Here is a 22,140-nt window from a genome sequence, read left to right on the forward strand (position 1 = left end):
AGCGACCAGCCTAGGGGGCCGTGATCGCGCCCGGCTCACGACGCCGCCTCACTGCCGGTGTGTTGCTCGGCGGCGTCGAACGCGGGCGCGAGCGGGTCCAGTGCCGTGCGGAGCCGGTCGGGCAGTGAGCCGGAGAGTACGAGCAGTCCTCCGGCGCTGGTGCTCGCGCTCGCCGGTGTTCGTGTACTGCCGGACCACTGCTTCGGTGACGGCGTCAGCCAGGCGCATGCCTGCGGGCCGGGCCGCGACCGCCGCCGCGATCCGCGTTTCCCGGTCCGCGGTGACAGCGGAGGCGCGGGGTGGGTGAGCTGGGGGTGGTGGCCTCGCAGGGCGGACGAGACGGTCGTGTGCCGGAACCGCCCGGTCCTCGCCGCTCAGTCCGACTGCATGGCGAGCATGTGGGTTCTGAAGGCGGCGACCGCCGACAGCAATGCCTCGCGGGGGCTTTCGCCCGTCAGGAGGGCCGGCGACAGCGGCAGCGTTTCGTCCAGGGCCGCGAGCGCGTCGCGGTGGGTGGCCAGCCAGGCGCCGTGGTGGGAGGCGTACGGTTCCATCGCCCGGCGCGACTCCTCGTCCTCCAGGTCCCGTAAGCGGAGCAACTTGTGCTCCTCGTCCTCCAGGATGCGGCCCACCCGGTGGGTGTGCGTGTCCTTGAGGTTCTGCAGGCCCGTCAGCAGGTCCGCGTCCGACGGCGGTGCCGCGGCGATGACGTCCAGGAGGCCGAGGTGGACCTGGACCTGGCTGTGGAGCCGTTCCCGCGCCGCGCGTTCCAGTTCCTCCACGGGGTCCGCCCGCATGACCCGCGTCGGCGGGAGTCGCGGGGCGTACGCGGGGTGGTGGGTGCGGCGGGTGGGGAGGAGTTTCCAGGGGCGGCGCAGCTTGCGGGGGTGGGCCGGGGGCGGGGCGGGGGTGTGGGCGCGGAGTTCCGCTGCCGCCGCGGCGAGGGTCGTCCGGTCGGCGGGGTTCTTCGCCAGGAGCGCCGTGAGGACCGGGGCCAGCGGTCCCGCGTGGCGGAAAGGCGCCGGGGCGGATGCGGAGACGGCCTGGCGCAGCGTCCACAGGTTCTCGCCGTGGAACGGCAGGTGGCCTTCCACGGCCGCGTACAGCGTGGCGCCGAACGACCACATGTCGGAGGCGGCGGTGGCCGGTTCGCCGTTCAACTGCTCGGGGGAGGCGTAGGCGGGCGTGCCGAGCATGCCGCCCGTGGTCGTCAGGCCCGCCGCGCCCTCCGGGCCCGCCGCGTCGGCGATGGCGGCGATGCCGAAGTCGGTGATCACCGCGCGCCGGTCGGTCACCAGGATGTTGTCCGGCTTCAGGTCGCGGTGCACCACGCCCGCCGCGTGCGCCTCGGCCAGCGCGTCGAGGACCTGGACGCCGATCTCCGCCACCCGCGGCACCGGCAGCCGCCCGCGTTCCCGCAGGACGGCGGCGAGGGAGCTGCCGGCGACGAACTCCATCACGATCACCGGGGCGCCGTCGTGCTCCACGACGTCGTACACGGTGGTGATGCCCGGGTGGTTGAGGCGGGCCGCGGCGCGGGCCTCGACGATCATGCGGCGTAGCTGCTTCTCCCGCTGCCTCTCCCCGACGTCGGCGGCGAAGAGGATCTCCTTGACCGCGACCCGTCTGTCGAGCAGCTCGTCGCGAGCGCTCCACACCCGGCCCATGCCGCCCTGTCCCACCGGTCGGTCCAACCGGTACCGGCCCGCGATCAGCAGACCGCTCGCCCCAGCCATGTCTCCATCGTAGGCAGTGATCCCGGGGGTCCTCCGGGCCGTCCCGTGGGAAGGACCCGCCCGGAAACGGCAGCCGGCGGCGGAACGGGCCCCCCGACCCGTACCGCCGCCGCTTCCCCCGAAGGCGGCGAGGCCGCCCGCTACATGGCCTCGTACTCGAGGTCCATGACCTGGTCCTCCGTCAGCACCGAATCCGCGGAGGGAGCCTTCGGCTTCACCGGCTCACCGAACGCCGAGAACGCCAGGTCGACTTCGGCCCCTTCGGGGTCCGTGATGGTCACCGGGTACGGCTTGCCCTCGGCGGCGATCTTCATGCCGGCGCCGTCGCTGTTCATGGGGTCCTCGTTCACGTAGGGCACGACCGGCACGCCCTTGTGCTTCGTCTGCTCCTTCTGCGTCATTTTGGGGCTGAACGACACGACGCTGTCGGTCTGCTCGGCATACGTGTCGATCTTGCAGAGGTCCGTGATGGCCGACTGGACGTCGGACCTGGTCTCCGCCAGGTACGAGCCCTCGATCTGCTCGATCACCGCGTCGTCGTACATGTACTCGGAGTCCAGGTAGGCGGCGTCCGGCTTCATCCACGCCTTGTCGCCCTGCATGACGAACTCCACGGCACCGTCGTCGGTGGTGGCGCTGCCGACGCAGTTGCCCTTGTCGTCCAGCCGTACGTCGATCTGGGCGGGGTCGGCGACGACGATCATCTCGCCGACCGCGTGCACGGACGTGGCGGCGCGCATCGCCTCGACGGCGTCCGTCTGCGCGGGTCCCCCGCTCGCTCCGCCGTCCCCCTCGTCGTCGCTGCCGCAGGCGGTGAGCGCCAGCAACGCCGCCGTTCCGGCCGCCGCGACGGCGACGCGGTGCCCGCGTATGACGTACTTCATCTCGACCTTCGTTCACTCGACTGCTGGGCGCCTCCCGGGGGTTGACCTTGGATCGGCCGGAGGAGGCGCACACGTTACCTGCGGAGCATCGGACAGCCAAAACGTTCCAGCGCACGCGGATCACGGGCGCGCCCCCGCCCGTTCAGCTCGCACGCAACTAACTTGTGTCCAAGGGAATTGTGCGCTAGCTTTACGGGTGTCGCCGGGGCCTCCCGGCGGCGCAGGAAACCAGCCACGGAGGCTCCTCATGTCGAACCGCAAGCAGCCGACCGTCGTCCTCGTCCACGGCGCGTTCGCCGACGGGTCGAGCTGGAACGGGGTGGTGGACAAGCTGCGGCGCGCGGGATATCCGGTCGTCGCCCCCGCCAACCCGCTGCGCGGCCTGCGCAGCGACGCCGCCTACCTCCGGGACGTACTCGACAGCGTCGAAGGCCCCGTCGTCCTCGCCGGCCACTCCTACGGCGGCTCGGTGATCAGCGTGGCCGCCGCCGGCAACGACAAGGTGAAGGCGCTCGTGTACGTCGCGGCCTTCCTCCCCGACGAGGGCGAGAGCGCCGCGGAACTGTCCGGAAAGTTCCCCGGCAGCACCCTCGGCGAGACGCTGAAGGAGGTGCCCACCGCGCTGCCCGACGGCGGCGCCGTCACCGACCTCTCCATCGACCAGGACAAGTTCCACGGCCAGTTCGCCGCCGACGTGCCCCCCGTCACCGCGCAGCGGATGGCCGCCACCCAGCGCCCCATCACGAGCGCGGCCCTCGGCGAGGGCGCGGGCGCCGCCGCCTGGCGGACGGTGCCGTCCTGGGCCCTCCTCACCACCGAGGACAAGAACATCCCCGTCGCCGCGCAGCGGTTCATGGCGGAGCGCGCCGAGGCCCGTACGGTGACGCTCGACGCGAGCCATGCGGTGACGGTCTCGCGGCCGGACGCGGTGGCCGATCTCATCGAGGAGGCGGCACGGTCGGTCCGCTGACGGCGGCATGACGCCCCGCGAACCGTCCCGTGCACCCGTATGCAGCCGCCGCGCGCCACCCCCGCGCGGCGGCCGGCGCTAATCGCCTTCCCCGCGGTGCCAGTTGTGTGCGGGGAGGAGGGGGTCGTAGGCGCCGTCGGGGAGGTCGTCGGTGAGGCGGAGGGACCAGCGGTGGAGGCGCTGGGTCAGGTCCGCCCGGACGTGGCGCAGGCGCGGGTCGTCCCAGCGGTCGTGCAGCTCCATCGGGTCCGCCGCGACGTCGTACAGCTCCGCCTCCCCGTCCACGTGCTGGTAGAGCTTGTACCGGTCGTGCCGGAGCATCCGTGAAGACCCGCTCTGCGTCACGGTGTTCAGCTCGTCGTACGTCGTCCCCTCGTACGGGAAGTGCAGCTCCGGCCGCGCGTCGTCCGGGTACGGCAGCCCGCCGTACCCCCGCTCGGTGACGACGTCCGCGAACTCCGCCGCCGGGTAGTCCGCCCCGGTGAGCATCTGCCACAGGCTGCGGCCCTGGACCCCGAGCGGCAGCGGCCGTCCCACCGCCTCGCAGACGGTCGGCAGCAGGTCGGCGAGCGAGACGAAGTCCCGCCGGTTGTCCCGCGCCTCGACCCCGCAGCCGTGGACGACCATCGGGATCCGCGCCAGCACCTCCGGCATCCCGGCGCCCTTGCGCTGGAGGCCGTAGTCGCCGACGTAGTCGCCGTGGTCCGCGAAGAAGACCAGCAGCGTGTCGCGCCAGACGTCCTCCGCCTTCAGATGGTCGACGAGGCGGCGCAACTGGTCGTCGATGAGCCGCAGCATCCCGCAGTACGTGGCGCGGTACCGCCGCCAGAGCCGGTCGTACCCGGGCCGCTTCTCCTCCACCAGCTCCCGCAGCCACTTGTACGCCCCGCCCTTGCGCTCCGCGGCCTCCGGCCCGCAGGTCCGCGCCGGCACCTCGTCCTCGCCGAAGAGCGAGAAGTACGGCTCCGGCGCCTGGTACGGGTTGTGCGGCTCGGGCATGGAGATCCACGAGAAGAACGGCTTCCCGGGGTCCCGCGCGGAGATCTGCCCGATCGCGTCGGACACGATCCGGTGCGCGAACTGCAGCTCCACCGGGAACGGCGTCGCCTCCGTCGTCGGGCCGTGGTCGACGGACCGCATCCAGCGCGCGAAGTCCTGCTGCTCGGCGGTCTCGTCGGGCCCGCTCTCGTGCCAGTAGGGACCGGAGAACGCGTCGAAGAACTCCTTCCGCCCCCGGTACATGTGCGTCTTCCCGGCGTAGAAGAGCTGGTATCCGGCCCCGCCCAGCACGTCGAGCAGGTCGTCGCCCCGCATCACCCCCTGCGGCGTGGAGTTCTGCCGCACCCGGTGCGCGCTGGGCCACCGCCCGGTCAGCACACTGGTGCGCGCGGGCACGCACGCGGGCGCGGTCGTGTACGCCCGCCTGAACCGCATGCCGCCGGCGGCGAGGGAGTCGAGGAAGGGCATGGTGTCGAGACCGAACCCCTCGCCCGCGGTGAAGTCGGCACGGAATTGGTCGGTCATGACGAACACGATGTTGGGGGCGGTAGGGCACGTCACGGCGTCCGTTCCTTTCCGGTGCGGGGTACGGAGAAGGAGAGCGAGAAGGAGGAGTGCTACCGGCACCATGCGAACGCCCGCCGGACCCCGTCAATGACCGGACGATTTAATCCGGCCCCCCGAGCCAGTCGAGGATCGTGCGCATGCCGTCGTGCCAGTGGGCCTCCAGCAGGTCGGCAGCGTGCGCGAAGTCGCCCGCGGTGAGGGCCGCCAGGACCTTCCGGTGCTCGTGGTCGACCTCCGCGCGGTACTTCACCTCGCGCATGTACGTGAGTTCGTAGCGGGACAGGTTCGTGCGCAGTTGGGTGAGCATGCCCAGCAGGTGGCGGTTGCCGGCCGCGGCGGCGATCGTCGTGTGCCACTCGGTGTCGAGCTGCCAGCGGCGTACCGGGTCCGCGCATCCTTCGAGTTCGCCGAGCGTGGTGCGCAGCCGCTCCGTCGTGGCCGGGTCGAGCGCCGTGATCGTACGGACGGCCAGGGCTTCGAGGGCGGCCAGCACCGGGTACAGCTCGGCGGCGTCGCGGCGGACGAGGGGGCGGACGGTGAAGCCGCGGGCCAGGGCGGACTGGAGGACGCCTTCGGCCTGGAGGCGGAGGAGGGCTTCGCGCACAGGGGTGCGGGAAACCTGGAGGGTGCGGCTGAGGCCGGCCTCGGTGAGGGGGGCGCCCGGGGCGTACTCGCCCGCGGTGATGAGGGCGACGATACGGAGGTAGACGGCTTCGCGGAGCGGTTCCGCCCGGGTGATGGGCTCGTTCGCGCCTGCGGGGTACGTGGTCATTGCTGGTACGGGCTTTCGTCGCGGTGGCGTTTCTCGAACTCCGAGCGCATGCACAGGGTGCTCGGAGAGATCATCCGGTCGACCGCCATGATGCCGTCCAGGTGGTCGATTTCGTGCTGGAGCAGTTCGCCGAGGTCGCCGTCCGCGCGCAGGCCGTGCCGCTCGCCGTCCGCGGATACGTACTCCACGTCCACCCATCTCGCCCTGCCGACCCGGCAGAAGAACTGCAGGGAGAAGCTGAGGCAGGCGTCCCACGGCTCCCAGGTCTCCCTGGAACGGCCCGTGATCCGGGGGTTGATGAGCGTCCAGGGCCGGTCCAGGTGCAGATGGATCACGCGGCTGTCCACGCCGATCTGCGGCGCGGCGATGCCGCGGCCGTATCCGGTGCGCGCCACCCAGTCGGCCAGGGTGTCCGCGAGGTCGGCGGCGGTTTCCGCGGTCCGGGCCGAGCCCGGCTCCGCGACGTCGGCGGCGGGCAGGCGCAGGGCGGGATCGCCGAGTTGGAGCGTCGATCGTACGGCCATGCGTTCATCGTATACGATGCGCAGATGGTCAAGCCCTTGCAGGTGGAGAACATCGAGGAAGCGGCGAGCCTCATCGATCCCGTCTTCCGCGACAGCCCGTACGTCGAGGACGCCGCCCTGGCCCGCCGGGTGGGCCGGGATCTGGCGCTCAAGCTGGAGACGCTCAACCCGATCCGGTCCTTCAAGGGCCGCGGCGCGGACTACTTCATGCACGAACTGGCCGAGGGGCAGCGGGTGGTCTGCGCCTCGGCGGGCAACTTCGGCCAGGCCGTCGCCTACGCGGGCCGCGCGCGCGGCATCGCGGTCACGGTGTACTGCGCCCGGAACGCGAACCCCGTCAAGGTCGCCAGGATGCGCGACCTCGGCGCCGAAGTGGTCCTGGCCGGGACCGACTTCGATGCCGCGAAGGACGCCGCGCGGGCCTACGCGGACGGCGCCGCGGACCGCCTCTTCGTCGAGGACGGCGAGGAGCCGCGCATCTCCGAGGGCGCCGGCACCATCGCCGTGGAACTCGCGCCGTTCACCGGCACCCTGCTCGTACCGGTCGGCAACGGGGCCCTGATCGGCGGCATCGCCTGCTGGGCCAAGGCCCGCGCGCCCCGCACCCGGATCGTGGGCGTCTGCGCGGCGGGCGCCCCCGCGATGGCCGAAAGCTGGCGCCGGAACGCGCCGGTCAGCACCCCCGAGGCCCGGACCATCGCCGACGGGGTCGCCGTCCGGGTGCCCGTGCCCGCGGCCGTCGACAGGATGCGCGGCCTCGTGGACGACGTGGTGCTCGTCGACGACGACCAGATCCGCGAGGCGCTGCGGGCGGTGCGCGACACCGTGGGCCTGATCCTGGAACCCGCCGCCGCCCTCGGCGTCGCCGCCGCGCTCCACCACCGCTTCGCCCCCGGCGCTCTGGCGACCGTCGTGACCGGCAGCAACTTCTCACCCGAACTCCTCGCCGAACTCGCGGAGTTGCCCGCCGGGACCGGCTGACGGCCGGATGACCCCCGCGGCCCCGCCGCGCCCCGCCCGCCGCCCCCGGGCCTCGCCAACCCGAGGCCGGGGGCGCCGCCTTGTCGCCGCCCCTTCACCAAGTAGTCGCGTCCGGACCGTTTACTTCCGGCCACGGCATGCGTAGCGTGCTCATCGCAACGCTCACGTTAACGTTCATGTCGAGGCTGGAGCCGAGATGCGTCCCAGATTGCGTGCAATATCCACCGTGGTGGTCCCCGGCGTCGCGATAGCCCTCGCGCTGCTCGGCGGGTCAGCCGCCGCGGCCTCAGACCAGGACGGCCAGGGGGAGAACGGCCGGCCCGGAGCGGCCGGGCGGACCGTGGAGGTCCGGGTCGGCACGTACAACGTGTGCGGCCACGGGTGCCTGCCGACCAAGGCCGAGTGCGAGCGCGTCATCGGCCGCGACTGCGCCACCAAGCTGCGTCCCTGGGCCGAGGGCCGGGCCGCCGACGTCGCCGCGGACATCGACGCGGCCGGGCTCGGCGTCGTCGCCACCCAGGAGATCGGCAACAACGCGACGCCCAGCCAGCCCGCCGTCGACGTCGAGTCCTTCCGCGCGCCGCTCACCGCCGCCCTCCAGGAGCACGGCTACGCCGAGGCCCCCGCCGACTACGCCGGCACCCGCCACCCGGAGAAGGGCTACCCGCTCAAGTCCGGCGCCGGCCGCTACACGTACTACGACGCCTCCCGCTACTCCCACCTCGACAGGCGCGGCCGCGAACTCCCCCACGACCTGCTCTGGCTGCCGGACTCCACCGAGATCTACGGCAAGACCATGACCTGGAACGTGCTGCGCGAGAAGAGCTCCGGCGCCCGCTTCGTCGTCGTCGACATGCACCTGGAATACCGCAAGAACGGCGCCACCGACCCCAACGGCTGGACCAAGAACTGGGACGAGGTCCGCTACGCCGACGCCAGGCGCACCGCCGAGGAGCTGACCCTCCGCAACAAGCACACCCGCAACCTGCCCATCGTCTTCGCCGGCGACATGAACTCCGGCTCCATCGCCGAGGGCGCCAGCGCCATCGACGCCTTCTCCGACGTCGGCTTCACCGACGCGCTCGCGGTCGCGGACCGCGTCACCGGCGACGAGTACGCCTCGTACAACGGCGGCAAGATCCCGCTGCCCCTCGGCGAGAAGATCGACCACCTCTTCGTCCGGAACGGGACGGAGGTCAGCGAGTGGGTGCAGATCCCGCAGACCACCGCGACCGAGGGACCGCAGGCCGAACTCCTCCGCTCCGACCACAACCTCTCCTACGCCACCGTCCGCCTCATGAAAGGAAACCGGTGACGACCGCACCACACCCCGATCCGCGCCTGCTCGACCCGAAGCTGGCGAAGTTCAACCCGCTGCGGCGCATCCTCGTCCACGACGACTTCAACACCGGGACGCACGGGTGGATCGAGCTGATCGGCAACCACGACCAGCACGGTGATCTCGACACCGTCGACGACCACATGTCGGACTTCCGGCCGCCGCAGCTCAGCTCCTGCAACTTCTTCGACGTCGGCACGCACGGGGCCATGTCCGGCACGTACGCCCTGAAGGTCGCCACCCGGCCGGTCACGGGGCACACCGGCGTGGCGATCCGGCGGCTGACGATGTCCGGCCGCGGCCGGGTGCAGTTCGAGACGTACTTCGCGTACAAGGCGGAGGCCGCCTCGGCGGAGAACGGCGCCGCGACCGCCGCCGGCGGCGGCCGGTGGGACGCCAACAACCACCCGTCGGAGCAGCAGTTCGGCGCGCTCACCGTCGCGACGGACATCTGCGACGGCGTGCGCTACCACAACGTCGTCCGGTACCAGAACACCGATCTCGACCACGAGGTGCAGCACCGCTGGATGTACCCCACGGTCCCCGAGCCGACCCCCCGCGAGCACTTCGAGGGCAAGGTCAAGCTCCCGCGGACCGCGGACTTCACCGCCCCGGACCCCGCCGACTGGCGGCAGTTCGGCGAGCGGCAGGACCTCTGCTTCAACGAGGTCCCCACCAAGGTCAACTGGCACTATCTGCGCTGGGTCATCGACACCCGCACCCGCAGCAACGTCGAACTCCAGGTGAACGACGTCGTTCACGACATGTCCGACGTGCCCGTCCCGCCGTACGACGAGGAGTACGGGTCGCTGCAGAACCTGCTCAACTTCTACGTCTCCGTCCGCACCCACACCGACGTGCGGAACTTCCTGTACCTCGACTCCGTGCTGATCTCGGTGGACTGGTGAGGGCGACATGACCATGCGACAGTCCTTCACCGCCGTCATCGAGCGCAACGCGACCCTGACGGGCGAGTTCACCACCGAGCCGTACGAGGCCGCCTGGGCCCGCGAGGCCCGCTGGTTCGTGCGCGTCCTCGACGCCTCGGGGCGCGCCCCGCGGATGCTCGTACGCACCCAGATATCGCCTGACGGCCTCCACTGGTGCGACCTCGACCGCGGCACGGAACAGTCCGTCGACCCCGACGACGGGCCGCTGCACAGTTGGCCCGCCGAGGGCTTCGGCGGCTGGCTGCGGCTGCGCGGCACCGTCGTCGACGAACCGGCCGAAGCCACCGGCGACACGGCCTCGTCCCTCAAGGTCCTGATCTACCTGGCACTCAAGTCATGATCCGGAGGTGGTGAGATGACCGGGGCGAGCAGAGCGAGTGGGAGAGGCCCCGCGCGGCGGGACTTCCTGGCGATGGCGGGGCTCGGTGCCACCGCGGTGCTGCTGTCCGGCTGCGGCGTCGGCAGCGCCGCGCCCAGCGGGGCGCTGCGCGCGGCGTTCGGGCAGCCGGTCACCGACCTGGACCCGTACAACGCCGCGACCGCCGTCGACGAGGCGTCGCTGATCGTCAAGCGGCTGGTCTTCGACACCCTCGTACGGCGCGAGGGCGCGGAGCTGGCGCCGGGGCTCGCGACCAGGTGGCGGCGGGAGGGCGACACGAAGTGGGTCTTCACGCTCCGCCGCGGCGCCGTCTTCCACGACGGCAGCGAGGTCACCGCCCGCGACGTGGTCGCGTGCCTGAAGCACACCCAGCAGGTCGCGTCCGCGCAGACCCCGCTCTGGGCGACGGTCACGGGCGCCGAGGCGCCCGACGACCACACGGTGGTCTTCACCACGGACGGGCCGCTCGGCTCGCTCCCGGTCAACCTCACCCTCCTGTTCGTCGTCCCGGCGCGGCTGGTCGCGGACCCGGAGCAGAAGCGGAGCCCCGTCGGCTCCGGTCCGTTCCGGGTCACCGGCTTCACCCCGTCGACCTCCGTCGAGCTGGCGCGGTTCGACGACTACTGGGGCGGCCGGGCGGAACTGCCCGCCGTCTCCATGCCGTACATCGCGGAGACCTCGACGGCGATCACCGCCCTCCGTAACGGCGACATCGACCTGCTCTGGCCGGTGCCGCCGGACCAACTGCCCGAGGTCACCGGGGTCTCCGGGATCACCGTCGAGTCGGTGCCCTCCTGGACGTACTACTTCAACTGGTTCAACTGCGGGCGCGAGCCCTTCAACGACCCCGACGTCCGCCGCGCGCTCTGCCAGGCCGTGAACGTGCCGCAGATCGTGGACTCCCTCTTCGGCCGCGGCGGCAAGCAGATGCGCGCGCCGATACCCGAGACCGTCGCCGGCTTCGCGCCGCAGCGGCCCTGGCCGTACGACCCGGACGAGGCGCGCCGGCTGCTGGCGCGGGCCGGGCTCGGGCGCGGGTTCTCCACCTCGATGATGTGGTTCGACGCCACCGGGCCGCTGTCGCGGGAGCTGGCGCAGGCGCTGATCTCGGCGTGGGCCGACATCGGCGTCACCGTCGAGCCGCAGAGCATCGAGAAGGCGATGTGGCTGGAGCGGCTCAACGGTCTCGACTGGGACATGAACCTCCAGACGAACACCGTGACCACCGGCGACGCCGCCTTCACCATCGGCCGCCTCTACACCTCGGAGGCCAAGCGCCTCGGCTACGCCAACGGGGAGCTCGACGCCGTCCTGGCCCGGGCCGCCGGTGCGCCCGAGGGACCGGAACGCAACGCGCTCTACGGCGAGGCCTGCGGGACCATATGGTCGGACGCCGTCGGTCTCTTCCCCGTCACCCTCGTCACCGGGTACGGGCGCGCGGAGGAGCTGACCGGCTTCACCCCCGCCCCGAACAACCAGCCCGACCTCGCCGTGGTGGGGCGCCGATGACCCCGTGCCGGAGGATCCCATGACCCCACGCCGCCGACCCACGCTGCGCGACATCGCCCTGTCGCTCGACCTGTCGGTCAACACCGTCTCCCGGGCGCTCGCCGACAAGGACGCGGTGAGCCCCGAGACCCGCGAGCGGGTCAAGGAGGAGGCGGAACGCCTCGGTTACGTGCCCAACACCATGGCCCGCTCCCTCGTGCTGCGGAACGCCATGACCCTCGGGCTCGTCATCACCAACCCGGCCAACCCCTTCTACGCCCGCCTCATCTCCGCGATCGAGGAGCGCGGCCGCGAACGCGGCTACTCGCTGATGCTCATGGTCACCGAGGACTCCGCGGAGAACGAGCGCCGCGCCGCCGAGGAGCTGATGCGCTGGGGCGTCGACGGCGTGCTGGCCATACCCGTGCAGCACGGCGCGGAGCACTGGAGCCGGCTGCGCAAGTCCGGTACGCCCGTGGTGCTGCTCAACCGGCACCTGCCGGAGCTGGACGCCGACGTCGTGGGCGTCGACTACTACGCCGGTGCGCGCGCGGCGACCGAGCACGTGCTGGACGGCGGGGCGAGGGAGCTGTACCTGGTCGAGGAGGACCTGGAGATCTCGCCGGTCTCGGAGCGTATCCGGGGCTTCCGCGAGACGCTGGCGGCCCGCGGGATCGCCGCGCCCGACGACGCGGTGGTGCGCGTGGATCCGGCGGCCGCGCCGGAGGGGGTGCCGGTCTCCGGTCCCTTCGACCCCGGGGTGGCGTACGCCGTCGGCGCGGAACTGGCGCGGCGGGCGGGGCCCGGCGCGGTGGTGCTCGCGGGCAACGACTACCACGCGCTCGGCCTCTACCGGGCGTTCACCGAGCGGGGGCTGCGGGTCGGCACGGACATCGGGGTCGTCGGCCACGGCGACCACCCGTTCTCCGCGTACCTCGACCCCGCCCTGACCACGGTCCGGCTGCCCGCGCCCGACGTGGGCCGGGCCGGCGTCGACCGGCTGCTGGAGCGGGTGCGGTCCGGATCCGACTCCGTCGCGGAGGACGCGGATCCGATCCGTACCCTCCTCGCCCCCGAACTCGTCGTACGCGCCTCCGCCGGACCACTGGGAAGAAGAGGTGAGCAATGATGGGCGCGTTCCTCGCCAAACGCCTCGCGCAGGCCGTCGTCGTCGCCTTCGGCGCGCTGACGCTGGTGTTCCTCATCGTGCGCGTCGTGCCGGGCGATCCCGCCAAGCTGATCGTCGGCCCCGACGCCTCCGCCGAGCAACTGGAGAGCGTACGGGCCGACTTCGGCCTCGACGACCCGCTGTGGCGGCAGTACGCCGACCACCTCGCCGGCATCGTACGCGGCGATCTCGGCGACTCCTGGCGCCTCGGCGGCTCCGCCCTCGGCAACACCCTGGACCGCTTCCCCGCGACCCTCAGCCTCTCGCTCGCGGCGCTGCTGCTCACCGTCGCCGTCGGGATCCCGCTGGGCATGCTCTGCGCCCGCCGCCCCGGAAAGCTGCTCGACCTGGTGGTCTCCACCGGCTCGCTCGCCGGCCAGGCCATCCCGTCGTTCTGGCTCGGGATCGTCCTGATCCTCATCTTCGCCCGCCAACTCGACTGGCTGCCCGCGACCGTCGACGGCTCGCCCACGGCGGTGCTGCTGCCGGCCTTCACGCTGTCGCTGCCGTTCATCGGCTGGCTCGCCCGGCTGGTGCGCAGCAGCGCGCTGGAGGAGGGCGCCAAGGACTACGCCCGTACGGCCCGCGCGAAGGGCGTGGGCGAGGGGACGATCCAGTACGTGCACGTCGGCCGCAACATCGCGATCCCGGTCGTGACCGTACTCGGCCTGCTGATGGGCAACTTCATCGCCAACGCGGTCATCATCGAGGTCGTCTTCTCCTGGCCGGGCATCGGCTCGCTGATGGTCGACGCGATCACCAACCGCGACTACGCGGTCGTCGAGGCCGCGATCCTCACGATCACGCTGGCGTACATCGTCCTCAACCTGCTCGTGGACGTCGTCTACTTCGTCATCGATCCCCGCCTCACCCCGGAGGACGCATGAGCAGCACGACCGCGGCCGCGCCCGCTCCTGCGCCCGCCGCAGAGGAGCCCCGTACGGGCAAGTCCCCCGGCGACGCCGCGCGGCGGGTGCCGGTGCGGGTGTGGATAGGCGCCGGGATCCTCGCGCTCTTCGTCCTCGCCGCCGTCGTCGGGCCGCTGCTGCGCCCGTACGACCCGGTGGCCACCGACCTGCCGAACCGGCTGCTGTCGCCGGGGGAGCGCACCGACACCGGCGACATCGCCTGGCTGGGCACCGACCAGATGGGCCGCGACCTGCTCGCCAACCTGCTGGCGGGATCCCGGATCTCGCTGCTGGTCGCCTGCGCGACCATCCTGGTCGGCGGCGCGGTCGGCCTCGTCGTCGGGCTGGTCTCGGGCTACTTCGGCGGCTGGCCGGACACGATCGCCTCCCGCATCGGCGACATCCAGCTCGCCTTCCCCTCCATCCTGCTGGCGATCCTGCTGGCCGGGGTCCTCGGCCCGAGCGTCACCAACATCGTCATCACGCTGGCGATCACGAGGTGGGTCATCTTCGCCCGCGTCGCCCGCGCGTCGGCGATGGCGACGCGGCGGCTCGGCTTCGTCGACTCGGCGCGGGTGCTGGGGGCGGGCCACGTGCGGATCATGGTCCGCCACGTGCTGCCGTCCGTCTGGCAGCCGCTGCTGGTCGCGGCGACGGTGCAGGTGGGCTTGGTGATGGTCGCGGAGGCGTCGCTGAGCTTCCTCGGCCTCGGCGTGCCGGTCGACACCTCGTCGTGGGGCGCCACCGTCTCGGTGGGGCGCGACTACCTGGGCTCGGCGTGGTGGATCTCCACCATGCCGGCGGCGGCTCTGGCGCTGGTGGTCACGGCGGTGGGCGTGATCGGCGACGGCTTCCGGGACGTCTCGGACCCGCGGTCGCAGATATGAGCGGAGAGGAGAACACGATGCCTGCCACGACCGTGGAAACATCCGCGGCGGCCCGGCTGCGGGACGTACACATCGCCTTCGGTGCCCGGGAGGTCGTCCGCGGGGTCGACCTCGACCTCGTCCCCGGCCGGGTCACCGCCCTTGTCGGCGAGTCGGGCAGCGGCAAGTCGCTGACGTCGCTGGCCCTGATGGGGCTGCTGCCGCCGGGTGCGCGGGTGAGTGCGGGGACCGTCGAGATCGAGGGCCGCGACACCGCCGGGCTCACCGGCGCGCAGTGGCGGCACCTGCGGGGCGCGAAGATCGCGATGGTCTTCCAGGACCCGATGGCGGCGCTGAACCCGTCGTTCACCGTGGGCTGGCAGATCGCCGAGACGCTGCGCCGCCGGGGCACCGGCCGCCGCGCGGCCCGGGAGCGGGCGGTGGAGCTGATGCGGACCGTCGGCATCCCCGACGCGGAGGTCAAGTACGGCGCGTACCCGCACGAGTTCTCGGGCGGCATGCGGCAGCGGGCGGTCATCGCCATGGCCCTCACCCTGGACCCGGCGGTGCTGCTGGCCGACGAGCCGACGACGGCGCTGGACGTGACGGTGCAGGCGCAGATCCTGCGGCTGCTCGCCCGGCGGCAGACGGAGGCGGGGATGGCGATGCTGCTGGTCTCGCACGACCTGGGCGTGGTGGCCCGCGTCGCGCAGGACGTGGCGGTGATGTACGCGGGCCGGATCGTGGAGACGGGCGCGCTGGACGACGTCTACACGGCACCGGCGCACCCGTACACCCGCGGCCTGCTGGACGCGGTCCCGGACCCGGCGCGGCCGGGGCGGCTGGTGCCGATCGAGGGGCAGCCGCCGGCGCCGGGGACGCTGCCCGCGGGGTGCGCGTTCGCGCCGAGGTGCCGGTACGCCACGAAGGTGTGCGGCACGGAGGACCCGGCGCTGACGGCGGTGGGGCAGGCCCACGAGTCGGCCTGCCACCACAGCGGGAAGGTCCTGGCCGAGGCGGGGAACGTGGAGGCGGCGTCATGAGCACGGGCAAGCAACCGCAGGACGCGCTGCTGCACATCCGGGACCTGCACGCGGGCTACACGGTCGCGGGCCGCGTGGGCCTGGGCCGCCGCCGCGTCGACGCGGTCGCGGGCGTCGACCTGGCGGTACGGCCGGGACGTACGGTCTGCATCGTCGGCGAGTCGGGCTGCGGCAAGTCGACGCTGGCCCGCGCGGTGGTGGGCCTGCTGCCGCCCTTCGCGGGTTCGGTCTCCTTCGCGGGCCTGGACCTGGCGACGGCGGGCCGCCGCGAGCGGCGGCGGGTGGCGAACGACCTGCAGATGGTCTTCCAGGACCCGTACACGTCCCTGAACCCGAGGATGCGGGTCGCGGAGATCGTGGCGGAGGGGTGGCACATCCACAAGGAGAGGGCACCGGCGGACGAGGCGCAGGAGGTGGCAGGGCTCCTCACCCGGGTGGGCCTGGACGCGTCGTACGCGGGCCGCCGCCTGCACGAGCTGTCGGGCGGCCAGTGCCAGCGGGTGAGCATCGCGCGGGCGCTGGCGCTGCGGCCGAAGCTGATCGTGTGCGACGAGGCGGTGTCGGCGCTGGACGTGTCCGTACGCGCCCAGATCCTGAACCTGCTCGCGGATCTGCAGCGGGAGCTGGGGATCGCGTACCTCTTCATCTCCCACGACCTGGACGTGGTGCGGCACATCGCGGACGAGGTGGCGGTGATGTACCTGGGCACGATCGTGGAACACGGCACGGCGGCCCAGGTCTTCGAGTCCCCCCAGCACCCGTACACCCAGGCGCTCCTGGCCGCGGCCCCCTCGGTCCACGACCGCCCGGACACCACCGCGACCCTCCCCCTCACCGGCGAGGTCCCCTCCCCGGCCGACCCCCCGCCCGGCTGCCGCTTCCACACCCGCTGCCCCCTGGCAACGGACCTGTGCAGAACGGACCCCCCGGCCCTCCGCGTACGGGACGAGGGCACCCACCCGGCGGCGTGCCACTACGCGGGCGAACCCGCGGGCGAGGCCGTCGCCCGCTGAGCGGGTCACGTTCGGTGAGCAGGCAGCTCCCCCGGGAGCTGCCTGCTCCGCCCCGGGGCGGCCGGCGGGCTGCGGCCGGGCTCAGGCGATCTTGTTGCAGACGTCGGTCAGCTTCTTCGTGCCTTCCTTCCACGTCACCGTGCGGTGGCCGGACGCGGTGATCTCCAGGGTGTAGACGCCGTCGACCAGGTACTCGCCGCGGGGCAGGTTGCCCTGGCCGTCCTTGAAGCCGATGAGGACCGGGCCGGTGGCGTAGTAGACGTGGCCGCCGTCCGGGGCGTAGCGGACGATCGAGCGGCCGCCCGCGTCCGCGTCGTAGCTCGCGCCCGTCTCCAGGTTGGTGACGCGGACGAGGAGGGCGCCCTTGTACAGCTCGGTCTTCGGAGAGCCGTCCGGGTAGGTGGCGACGGTCTTGACCATGGTCTCGTCGAGGAGGGGTTCGGTGCGGAAGGGGAAGTCGCAGCGCTCGCCCGCGGGGTAGTTCACCGGTGGGTAGTCCACCGGGCGCCAGCCCCCGTCGTCGCCCTCCCCGCCCGCGGCCGTCGCCGCCGGGGCGGCCAGGGTGGCGGTGAGGCAGAGCGCTGCGGCGGTGGCTGCTGCGTAACGGCGCATGGGTACCGGCTCCTTCGGATCGGGGCACGTGCTCGTCCTCCGAGCCTGGTCCCGCCGCCTCACCATCCGCTCACCACAACCGGCGTACGCTGCCCTCGTGTTGGAGTTCCGCCTGCTCGGGCCCTTCGAGGCGGTACGCGACGGCGCCCCGGTCTCGCTGAGCCGACGGCGCCAGGAGCGGCTGCTGCTCGCGGTGCTGCTGCTCGCCCCCGGGCGGGCGGTGGCCGCCGGGCGGCTGGCGGAGGTGCTGTGGGACGGGGGTGGCGCGCGGGGCACGCTGCACACCTACGTCAGCCGGCTGCGCATGGCGCTCCGGCCGCACGGGGTACGGATCGTGACCCGCGGCGACGGGTACGCCGCCGAGCCGGGCGGGTGGCGGACCGACGCCGCCGAGTTCGCCGAACGGGCCCGCGCCGCCGCCGCGCTGCGCGACCCCGCGGAGCGGCTGCGCCGTACCGAGGAGGCGCTGGCCCTGTGGCGCGGGGAACTCCTCGACGGGCTCGCGGACGGCGAACTCCGCGCCCGGCTCGGCGCGGAGCTGGCCGAACTCCGGCTCGGCGCCCTGGAGCAGCGCGCCGAGGACCGGCTGCACACCGGCCGCGACGGGGCGCGCGACGGCGGCGGCCCCCTCGCCGCCGAACTCCGGCCCCTGGTCGCCCGCTACCCCTTGCGCGAACGGCTCGTCGCCTCCCTGATGACCGCCCTCTACCGCGCCGGCAGCCAGGCCGAGGCCCTCGACGTCTACCGCACCACCCGCCTCGCCCTCGCTGCGGAACTGGGCGTCGCACCGGGCCCGGCCCTCCGCGACGTACACGCGAAGGTGCTCAGCGCCGACCCCTCGCTCGACGAACCGCCGCTGCCCGCGTACGCCGTCCGGGTCCGGGGCGTACGCCTGCCCCTGCACACCAGCGGCCAGCCCGCCCTGGAGTTCTGCAACACCTGGGCCGGCTGGGACGGCGCCCGCGCGGCCGGGGCGGAGTGGCTGACGGGCTACCGGGCGCTCGCCGTGTGGGCGGGGCACCTCGGGGTGCTGGAGGACTGGCTGGTCACCCGGCTCCTCAAGCAGGCGGAAGAGCAGCCCGCCGCCGCCGTGGAGGCGCTGGCGGAGGCCCGCGAGCTGCGTACCGCGATGCACGACTGCTTCGTCGACCCGGCCGACCGGCGCGCCTTCAAGCAGGTCGCGCGCACGGCCGAAGCCGCCGCCCGGGCGGCGGAGTTCCACCGCGACGAGGACGGCCTGGGCCGCTGGCGGCTCCCCGCCTCGACGGGCCTGCGCCTGCCGGTACTGGCGGTCGCCCGCAGCGCCGCCGACCTCCTCGCCGACCCGCGGCGCTTCACGGTGACGGCGTGCCCGTCCCCGGACTGCGGCTGGCTGTTCCTCGACACCCAGGGCCGCCGCCGCTGGTGCTCCCTGGGCACCTGCGCGGCCCGCGAGCACGCGGCCTGCCTCACCTGAAACCCGCACCGCACAGCCGCCGTCAGGCCGCCCTGGCGCTCCAGGTCTCGCCCGTGAGTTCGGAGGCCGCCGCCTCGATCAGGTCGCTGACCGGTCCGGGCTGGGAGGCCAGGGAGGCGTGGCCGGCGTCGAGTTCGACGGTCCTGCGCGGGTTCATCCGCCGGGCCATGCGGCGCTCGCTGTCCGGGTGGATCATGCGGTCGGCGGTGGAGACCTGGTACCAGACCGGCTTGGTCTTCCAGGCCGCTGCGGTGACGTTGTCACCGAAGGTCGAGCCCAGCGGCGCCTTCTGTGTCACCGCCATGACCAGGGCCTCGTCCCGGGGCAGGTCCTGGCAGAAGCTCTCGTGGTACTTGTCCTGCTTGATCCACAGGTAGCCGTCGGAGTCCGGCGCGATGTTCTCGAACGCGGCGGGCGGGGTCTCCTGGGCGATCTGCCCGGGACTCTCGCCTGCGTCGGGCGCGAAGGCGGCGACGTAGACCAGCCCGGCGACGTTGGGCAGATCCCCGGCCTCGGTGATCACCGCCCCGCCGTAGGAGTGCCCGACCAGCAGCACGGGGCCGTCTACCTGCTTGATCATCGTGCGGGTGCGCTCGGCGTCGTCGGCCAGGGAGGTCAGCGGGTTCTCCACCGCGTGCAAGTCGGTGAAGCCCCGCCGGTCCAGCTCGACGATGACCTTCGCCCAGTGGGCGGCTCCACCCCAGAAACCGTGCACCAGGACGACGGCGGGCTTGTCGGCCATCACAACCTGCTCTCACGCTCGGCGGCCACCCCCTCCCGACCGACGGTAAGCGGCCGAAGACGGACCCGCGACCCGTGGCCGGCCTGCACGGGTCAGCCGGACCGGTCCTTCAGGCGTCCCGCGACGGACGGAGGGCCGCCCTCGTCGACACCGCCGACGCGCTGCGACTCGTCGACGAGCCAGGCGAGGAGCCGATCGGCCAGCTCCGGCAGCGAGTGGCCTTCGAGGGGCACGGTGGACCAGGTGAGGTTCACCAGGTCACGAGGCTGACCCGGCGCATGGGAGACCAGCGGCCCGCAGCGCAGCCCTGCGTGATCGAACTGGCCGCCGAGCGTACGGATCACCTGGTTCGTGCGCCGATCCGACACGTCCATCCAGACGAGCAGTCCGCCTTCCGCGGCTTCGGGGCAGTCGATTGCCTCGTACACGTAGAAGTGGTCCGGCGCGGGGAGGCCGTCGGGCCAGTCGCGGGCCCGCTCGGCGAGCCTCTCGACCACCGGCCGCCAGAAGACCGGGTGATTCCATTCGGCCAAGTAGTCGTCGAAGACGCTGCGCATGGAATCAGTGTCGCCGGAGGGGCGGTTCCGGGGTGGATCCGGGGCGTTGTGGGTCCCTGGCGTCCGGCCCGGCACGGTATGTTCCCATACGGAGTGGCTGTCACCCGAGGCCCATGTGGCGCCGGAGCCGCTCGGATTGCACCGTCTCACCACCAAGGGATCGGGAATGATCACGCTTACGAAGGATGACGAACCGGCGGACCTGGCCGGGGTTACCCACCTGTCGATAGGGGTCTCCTGGGACCCCACGGTCGGGAGCAGCGGCGGGCTCATGGGCAAGCTGCGCCAGACCAAGGGCACCGACCTCGACCTGATCGCCATCGCCATGGCGGGATCCGACCCGGTCCGGCTCGCCGGCCTCGACTCGCTGGACCCCATGGGCAACGGCGCGATCGTGCACAGCGGCGACAACCAGACCGGCAAGGGCGACGGCGACGACGAGACGGTCACCGTCGAGTTCTCCCGGATCCCGGGCCAGATCACCGCCATCGTCTTCGTCGCCGCCGCCTACAAGAAGGGCAGCAGCTTCCAGAAGGCGCGCAACATCAGCTTCAAGGTGTACGACGCCTCCGGTGGCAGCACCCAGCAGGTCGCCGACATCTGGCCCAGCCTGCTCACCACCGACAACGGCTGCGCCGTCGCCAAGGCCACCCGTTCCGGGGAGACCTGGCGGCTCCAGGTGATCAACGAGACCGGCAAGATCAAGCAGGGCAACGAACACTCGCTCATGCGCTTCGCCGCAGGCAAGTAGCGACCAGGCACGGAGCAATCAGGAAGCGTTCGCCCGGGACGCCGCCCCCCTGGGCGGACGCTGCTTCCCTCCGCCGCCCCCGCCCGTGTCGCAGAGCGCGCGGTCGACGAGTTCGCCCGCGACCCGCTCCTGCCGGAGCATGCTCTCGTGGGAGTCCCCCAGCGCGGTGGACATCGAGACCGTGACGGCCCGGCCGCCGTCGGCGGTGGCGCCGTTCACGGTGATGTAGCCGGCTTCGCCGCCGCCGTGGCCCCAGTAGCTGCCGCCGCAGGACAGCGGCCGTTCGACGAGGCCGAGGCCGTAGCGTCCGCCCGGCCAGAACTCCGCCAGCTCCTCGCTCACCGGGACGGTCTCCCGCATCTCCGCCAGCCGCGCCCGCGGCAGCAACTCGCCCCCGAGCAGCGCCCGGAGGAAGCGGTTGAGGTCCGCGGTGGTGGAGACGTAGCCGCCGGGGTCGGGGACCAGCACCTTCGTGACGTCCAGGCGTTCGCCGGACGGGAAGACCTGGTACGCACGGGCGTGCGGCGTGCGCAGGGTGGGCGTGCCGCCCGGCAGGTAGGTGCGGTCCATTCCGAGCGGTGCCAGCACCCGGGCCTCGACCTCCTCGTGCCACGGGCGGCCCGTGACCTTCTCGATGATCAGGTCGAGCAGGACATAGCCGGTGTTGGAGTAGCCCCATCCGGTGCCGGGCGGGAAGTCCGGGCGGTGCTTCATCGCGCGCGCGACGACCTGCCGGGCGGTGTAGGTGTCGTACCGGTGCGCGTAGTACTCCCGCGGGGTGGCGAAGCCGGGGAGGTCGTCGTGGAGGCCGGAGGTGTGCTGGAGGAGGTGGCGGACGGTGATCCGGCCGCCGTCGTTGCCGTTGCCGGCCACCAGTCCCGGCAGCCAGCGATCGACCGTGTCGTCGAGCCCGAGCCTGCCCTCGTCGGCCAGTTGCAGGACCACGGTGGCGACGAGCGCCTTGCCGGTGCTGGCCATCCGGAAGTAGCCGTTGCGGGGCACCGGCCGGTGCGTGTCCACGTCGGCGACGCCACTGGTGGCGACCAGGTTCCGGCCGCCTCCCACGGCCAGGGGGCCCGCGGTCGGGGAGCCCCCGCGCGGGGGCCCCGCGGTCACGCGGGCCTGGACGCCGGTGATGCCCAGGTCCCTCACGGCGTCGGTGTCGCGGCGCAGATCGTCGCGGCCGTAGCCGGGTCCGGCCGCTCGGTGTGCGTCTTCGCGTGCGTCGGCGGGCAGTTGTACGGCGCCGGCCGCGCAGGCGGCGACCAGGACGGCCGCCGCCGCCGGCCACCGCCGTCCGCCGGTGCGGCGCCGCGGTGTCGTCTTCGTGCGGGTGGATTCCATGGCGGCACGGTAGGAAGGCGGCGGGCCGCCGGTCGCTACCCCGGACTGCCGGAGGAAAGGTACGGCTGGCTGTAGTGCCTGCGGGGCCGCC

At 72.7% G+C, this 22,140-nt stretch carries 22 protein-coding genes and 1 pseudogene; 13 read left to right on the forward strand and 10 right to left on the reverse strand.

What is annotated here, in order from left to right:
• Positions 1-35 precede the first annotated feature (35 nt).
• The 3 genes and pseudogenes from DMB38_RS36950 to DMB38_RS18190 form a co-directional block, all read right to left on the reverse strand.
• Positions 36-291 (reverse strand): annotated as a pseudogene (locus tag DMB38_RS36950) (TetR family transcriptional regulator); the annotation flags it as partial.
• 83 nt (positions 292-374) lie between these two features.
• Positions 375-1,736, reverse strand: coding sequence for a serine/threonine-protein kinase (locus tag DMB38_RS18185; RefSeq protein ID WP_125936073.1), 1,362 nt, complete (start codon positions 1,734-1,736; stop codon positions 375-377).
• Positions 1,737-1,876: 140 nt separating this feature from the next.
• A complete protein-coding gene (locus DMB38_RS18190; protein WP_125936074.1) occupies positions 1,877-2,620 on the reverse strand; it encodes a hypothetical protein in 744 nt (247 codons plus the stop codon).
• Positions 2,621-2,867: 247 nt separating this feature from the next.
• Here DMB38_RS18190 and DMB38_RS18195 point away from each other — a divergent pair, with 247 nt between their 5' ends.
• Entirely contained in the window at positions 2,868-3,590 is a 723-nt protein-coding gene (locus tag DMB38_RS18195) for an alpha/beta hydrolase (RefSeq protein WP_125936075.1), read from the forward strand.
• A 78-nt stretch (positions 3,591-3,668) separates the two neighbouring features.
• On the opposite strand, the gene DMB38_RS18200 is transcribed toward DMB38_RS18195, so the two are convergent.
• The 3 genes from DMB38_RS18200 to DMB38_RS18210 form a co-directional block, all read right to left on the reverse strand.
• A complete protein-coding gene (locus tag DMB38_RS18200) occupies positions 3,669-5,150 on the reverse strand; it encodes a sulfatase-like hydrolase/transferase (RefSeq protein ID WP_125936076.1) in 1,482 nt (493 codons plus the stop codon).
• A 106-nt stretch (positions 5,151-5,256) separates the two neighbouring features.
• Positions 5,257-5,928 (reverse strand): GntR family transcriptional regulator, encoded by a 672-nt coding sequence (locus DMB38_RS18205; RefSeq protein WP_125936077.1) that lies wholly within the window; start codon positions 5,926-5,928, stop codon positions 5,257-5,259.
• Complete coding sequence (locus tag DMB38_RS18210) at positions 5,925-6,452, reverse strand: peptide deformylase (protein WP_125936078.1); 528 nt, start codon at positions 6,450-6,452, stop codon at positions 5,925-5,927. The genes DMB38_RS18205 and DMB38_RS18210 overlap by 4 nt, the downstream gene beginning before the upstream one ends.
• A gap of 24 nt (positions 6,453-6,476) precedes the next feature.
• On the opposite strand from DMB38_RS18210, the gene DMB38_RS18215 reads away from it, so the two are divergent.
• From DMB38_RS18215 to DMB38_RS18260, 10 genes are all read left to right on the forward strand, one after another.
• On the forward strand, positions 6,477-7,433 hold the full coding sequence (locus tag DMB38_RS18215; RefSeq protein WP_125936079.1) for a pyridoxal-phosphate dependent enzyme: 957 nt from the start codon (positions 6,477-6,479) through the stop codon (positions 7,431-7,433).
• 196 nt (positions 7,434-7,629) lie between these two features.
• On the forward strand, positions 7,630-8,748 hold the full coding sequence (locus DMB38_RS18220; RefSeq protein WP_240662355.1) for a hypothetical protein: 1,119 nt from the start codon (positions 7,630-7,632) through the stop codon (positions 8,746-8,748).
• Entirely contained in the window at positions 8,745-9,680 is a 936-nt protein-coding gene (locus DMB38_RS18225) for a DUF6772 family protein (protein ID WP_125936080.1), read from the forward strand. Before DMB38_RS18220 ends, DMB38_RS18225 begins: the two co-directional genes overlap by 4 nt.
• A gap of 7 nt (positions 9,681-9,687) precedes the next feature.
• A complete protein-coding gene (locus DMB38_RS18230) occupies positions 9,688-10,062 on the forward strand; it encodes a hypothetical protein (protein WP_125936081.1) in 375 nt (124 codons plus the stop codon).
• Positions 10,063-10,077: 15 nt separating this feature from the next.
• The gene (locus DMB38_RS18235; protein WP_125936082.1) at positions 10,078-11,610 is read left to right on the forward strand and encodes an ABC transporter substrate-binding protein; all 1,533 of its coding nucleotides are present in this window, start codon (positions 10,078-10,080) and stop codon (positions 11,608-11,610) included.
• A gap of 19 nt (positions 11,611-11,629) precedes the next feature.
• Entirely contained in the window at positions 11,630-12,718 is a 1,089-nt protein-coding gene (locus DMB38_RS18240) for a LacI family DNA-binding transcriptional regulator (RefSeq protein ID WP_125936083.1), read from the forward strand.
• A complete protein-coding gene (locus DMB38_RS18245) occupies positions 12,715-13,644 on the forward strand; it encodes an ABC transporter permease (protein ID WP_240662356.1) in 930 nt (309 codons plus the stop codon). The genes DMB38_RS18240 and DMB38_RS18245 overlap by 4 nt, the downstream gene beginning before the upstream one ends.
• Positions 13,641-14,552, forward strand: coding sequence for an ABC transporter permease (locus tag DMB38_RS18250; protein WP_125936084.1), 912 nt, complete (start codon positions 13,641-13,643; stop codon positions 14,550-14,552). The genes DMB38_RS18245 and DMB38_RS18250 overlap by 4 nt, the downstream gene beginning before the upstream one ends.
• A gap of 17 nt (positions 14,553-14,569) precedes the next feature.
• The gene (locus tag DMB38_RS18255; protein ID WP_125936085.1) at positions 14,570-15,574 is read left to right on the forward strand and encodes an ABC transporter ATP-binding protein; all 1,005 of its coding nucleotides are present in this window, start codon (positions 14,570-14,572) and stop codon (positions 15,572-15,574) included.
• Complete coding sequence (locus tag DMB38_RS18260) at positions 15,571-16,587, forward strand: oligopeptide/dipeptide ABC transporter ATP-binding protein (protein ID WP_125936086.1); 1,017 nt, start codon at positions 15,571-15,573, stop codon at positions 16,585-16,587. The genes DMB38_RS18255 and DMB38_RS18260 overlap by 4 nt, the downstream gene beginning before the upstream one ends.
• 81 nt (positions 16,588-16,668) lie before the next feature.
• Here the strand turns inward: DMB38_RS18260 and DMB38_RS18265 are convergent, their stop codons facing one another.
• On the reverse strand, positions 16,669-17,199 hold the full coding sequence (locus DMB38_RS18265) for a hypothetical protein (RefSeq protein ID WP_125936087.1): 531 nt from the start codon (positions 17,197-17,199) through the stop codon (positions 16,669-16,671).
• Positions 17,200-17,299: 100 nt separating this feature from the next.
• Between DMB38_RS18265 and DMB38_RS18270 the strand changes: the two genes are divergently transcribed.
• Positions 17,300-18,655, forward strand: coding sequence for a BTAD domain-containing putative transcriptional regulator (locus tag DMB38_RS18270; RefSeq protein WP_125939119.1), 1,356 nt, complete (start codon positions 17,300-17,302; stop codon positions 18,653-18,655).
• Between the two features lie 22 nt (positions 18,656-18,677).
• On the opposite strand, the gene DMB38_RS18275 is transcribed toward DMB38_RS18270, so the two are convergent.
• Positions 18,678-19,397: an alpha/beta hydrolase gene (locus tag DMB38_RS18275; RefSeq protein ID WP_125936088.1), complete on the reverse strand. Its 720-nt coding sequence runs from the start codon at positions 19,395-19,397 to the stop codon at positions 18,678-18,680.
• Between the two features lie 92 nt (positions 19,398-19,489).
• Complete coding sequence (locus tag DMB38_RS18280) at positions 19,490-19,954, reverse strand: hypothetical protein (RefSeq protein ID WP_125936089.1); 465 nt, start codon at positions 19,952-19,954, stop codon at positions 19,490-19,492.
• Positions 19,955-20,120: 166 nt separating this feature from the next.
• Between DMB38_RS18280 and DMB38_RS18285 the strand changes: the two genes are divergently transcribed.
• Positions 20,121-20,705: a TerD family protein gene (locus DMB38_RS18285; RefSeq protein ID WP_125936090.1), complete on the forward strand. Its 585-nt coding sequence runs from the start codon at positions 20,121-20,123 to the stop codon at positions 20,703-20,705.
• A gap of 18 nt (positions 20,706-20,723) precedes the next feature.
• Here the strand turns inward: DMB38_RS18285 and DMB38_RS18290 are convergent, their stop codons facing one another.
• A complete protein-coding gene (locus DMB38_RS18290; protein WP_125936091.1) occupies positions 20,724-22,049 on the reverse strand; it encodes a serine hydrolase domain-containing protein in 1,326 nt (441 codons plus the stop codon).
• Between the last annotated feature and the right edge of the window lie 91 nt (positions 22,050-22,140).

This window comes from Streptomyces sp. WAC 06738 (genome assembly GCF_003945505.1).
Taxonomy (GTDB): domain Bacteria; phylum Actinomycetota; class Actinomycetes; order Streptomycetales; family Streptomycetaceae; genus Streptomyces.

What these genes read in the sequence shown, in the direction of transcription:
- DMB38_RS18245 (WP_240662356.1), top strand. Translation starts at nt 12,715, where the DNA reads ATGATGGGCGCGTTCCTCGCCAAACGCCTCGCGCAGGCCGTCGTCGTC.
- DMB38_RS18240 (WP_125936083.1), top strand. Translation starts at nt 11,630, where the DNA reads ATGACCCCACGCCGCCGACCCACGCTGCGCGACATCGCCCTGTCGCTC.
- DMB38_RS18275 (WP_125936088.1), bottom strand. Translation starts at nt 19,397, where the DNA reads ATGGCCGACAAGCCCGCCGTCGTCCTGGTGCACGGTTTCTGGGGTGGA.
- DMB38_RS18210 (WP_125936078.1), bottom strand. Translation starts at nt 6,452, where the DNA reads ATGGCCGTACGATCGACGCTCCAACTCGGCGATCCCGCCCTGCGCCTG.
- DMB38_RS18250 (WP_125936084.1), top strand. Translation starts at nt 13,641, where the DNA reads ATGAGCAGCACGACCGCGGCCGCGCCCGCTCCTGCGCCCGCCGCAGAG.
- DMB38_RS18185 (WP_125936073.1), bottom strand. Translation starts at nt 1,736, where the DNA reads ATGGCTGGGGCGAGCGGTCTGCTGATCGCGGGCCGGTACCGGTTGGAC.
- DMB38_RS18205 (WP_125936077.1), bottom strand. Translation starts at nt 5,928, where the DNA reads ATGACCACGTACCCCGCAGGCGCGAACGAGCCCATCACCCGGGCGGAA.
- DMB38_RS18280 (WP_125936089.1), bottom strand. Translation starts at nt 19,954, where the DNA reads ATGCGCAGCGTCTTCGACGACTACTTGGCCGAATGGAATCACCCGGTC.
- DMB38_RS18265 (WP_125936087.1), bottom strand. Translation starts at nt 17,199, where the DNA reads ATGCGCCGTTACGCAGCAGCCACCGCCGCAGCGCTCTGCCTCACCGCC.
- DMB38_RS18290 (WP_125936091.1), bottom strand. Translation starts at nt 22,049, where the DNA reads ATGGAATCCACCCGCACGAAGACGACACCGCGGCGCCGCACCGGCGGA.
- DMB38_RS18255 (WP_125936085.1), top strand. Translation starts at nt 14,570, where the DNA reads ATGCCTGCCACGACCGTGGAAACATCCGCGGCGGCCCGGCTGCGGGAC.
- DMB38_RS18235 (WP_125936082.1), top strand. Translation starts at nt 10,078, where the DNA reads ATGACCGGGGCGAGCAGAGCGAGTGGGAGAGGCCCCGCGCGGCGGGAC.
- DMB38_RS18260 (WP_125936086.1), top strand. Translation starts at nt 15,571, where the DNA reads ATGAGCACGGGCAAGCAACCGCAGGACGCGCTGCTGCACATCCGGGAC.
- DMB38_RS18220 (WP_240662355.1), top strand. Translation starts at nt 7,630, where the DNA reads ATGCGTCCCAGATTGCGTGCAATATCCACCGTGGTGGTCCCCGGCGTC.
- DMB38_RS18215 (WP_125936079.1), top strand. Translation starts at nt 6,477, where the DNA reads ATGGTCAAGCCCTTGCAGGTGGAGAACATCGAGGAAGCGGCGAGCCTC.
- DMB38_RS18285 (WP_125936090.1), top strand. Translation starts at nt 20,121, where the DNA reads ATGATCACGCTTACGAAGGATGACGAACCGGCGGACCTGGCCGGGGTT.
- DMB38_RS18190 (WP_125936074.1), bottom strand. Translation starts at nt 2,620, where the DNA reads ATGAAGTACGTCATACGCGGGCACCGCGTCGCCGTCGCGGCGGCCGGA.
- DMB38_RS18230 (WP_125936081.1), top strand. Translation starts at nt 9,688, where the DNA reads ATGACCATGCGACAGTCCTTCACCGCCGTCATCGAGCGCAACGCGACC.
- DMB38_RS18195 (WP_125936075.1), top strand. Translation starts at nt 2,868, where the DNA reads ATGTCGAACCGCAAGCAGCCGACCGTCGTCCTCGTCCACGGCGCGTTC.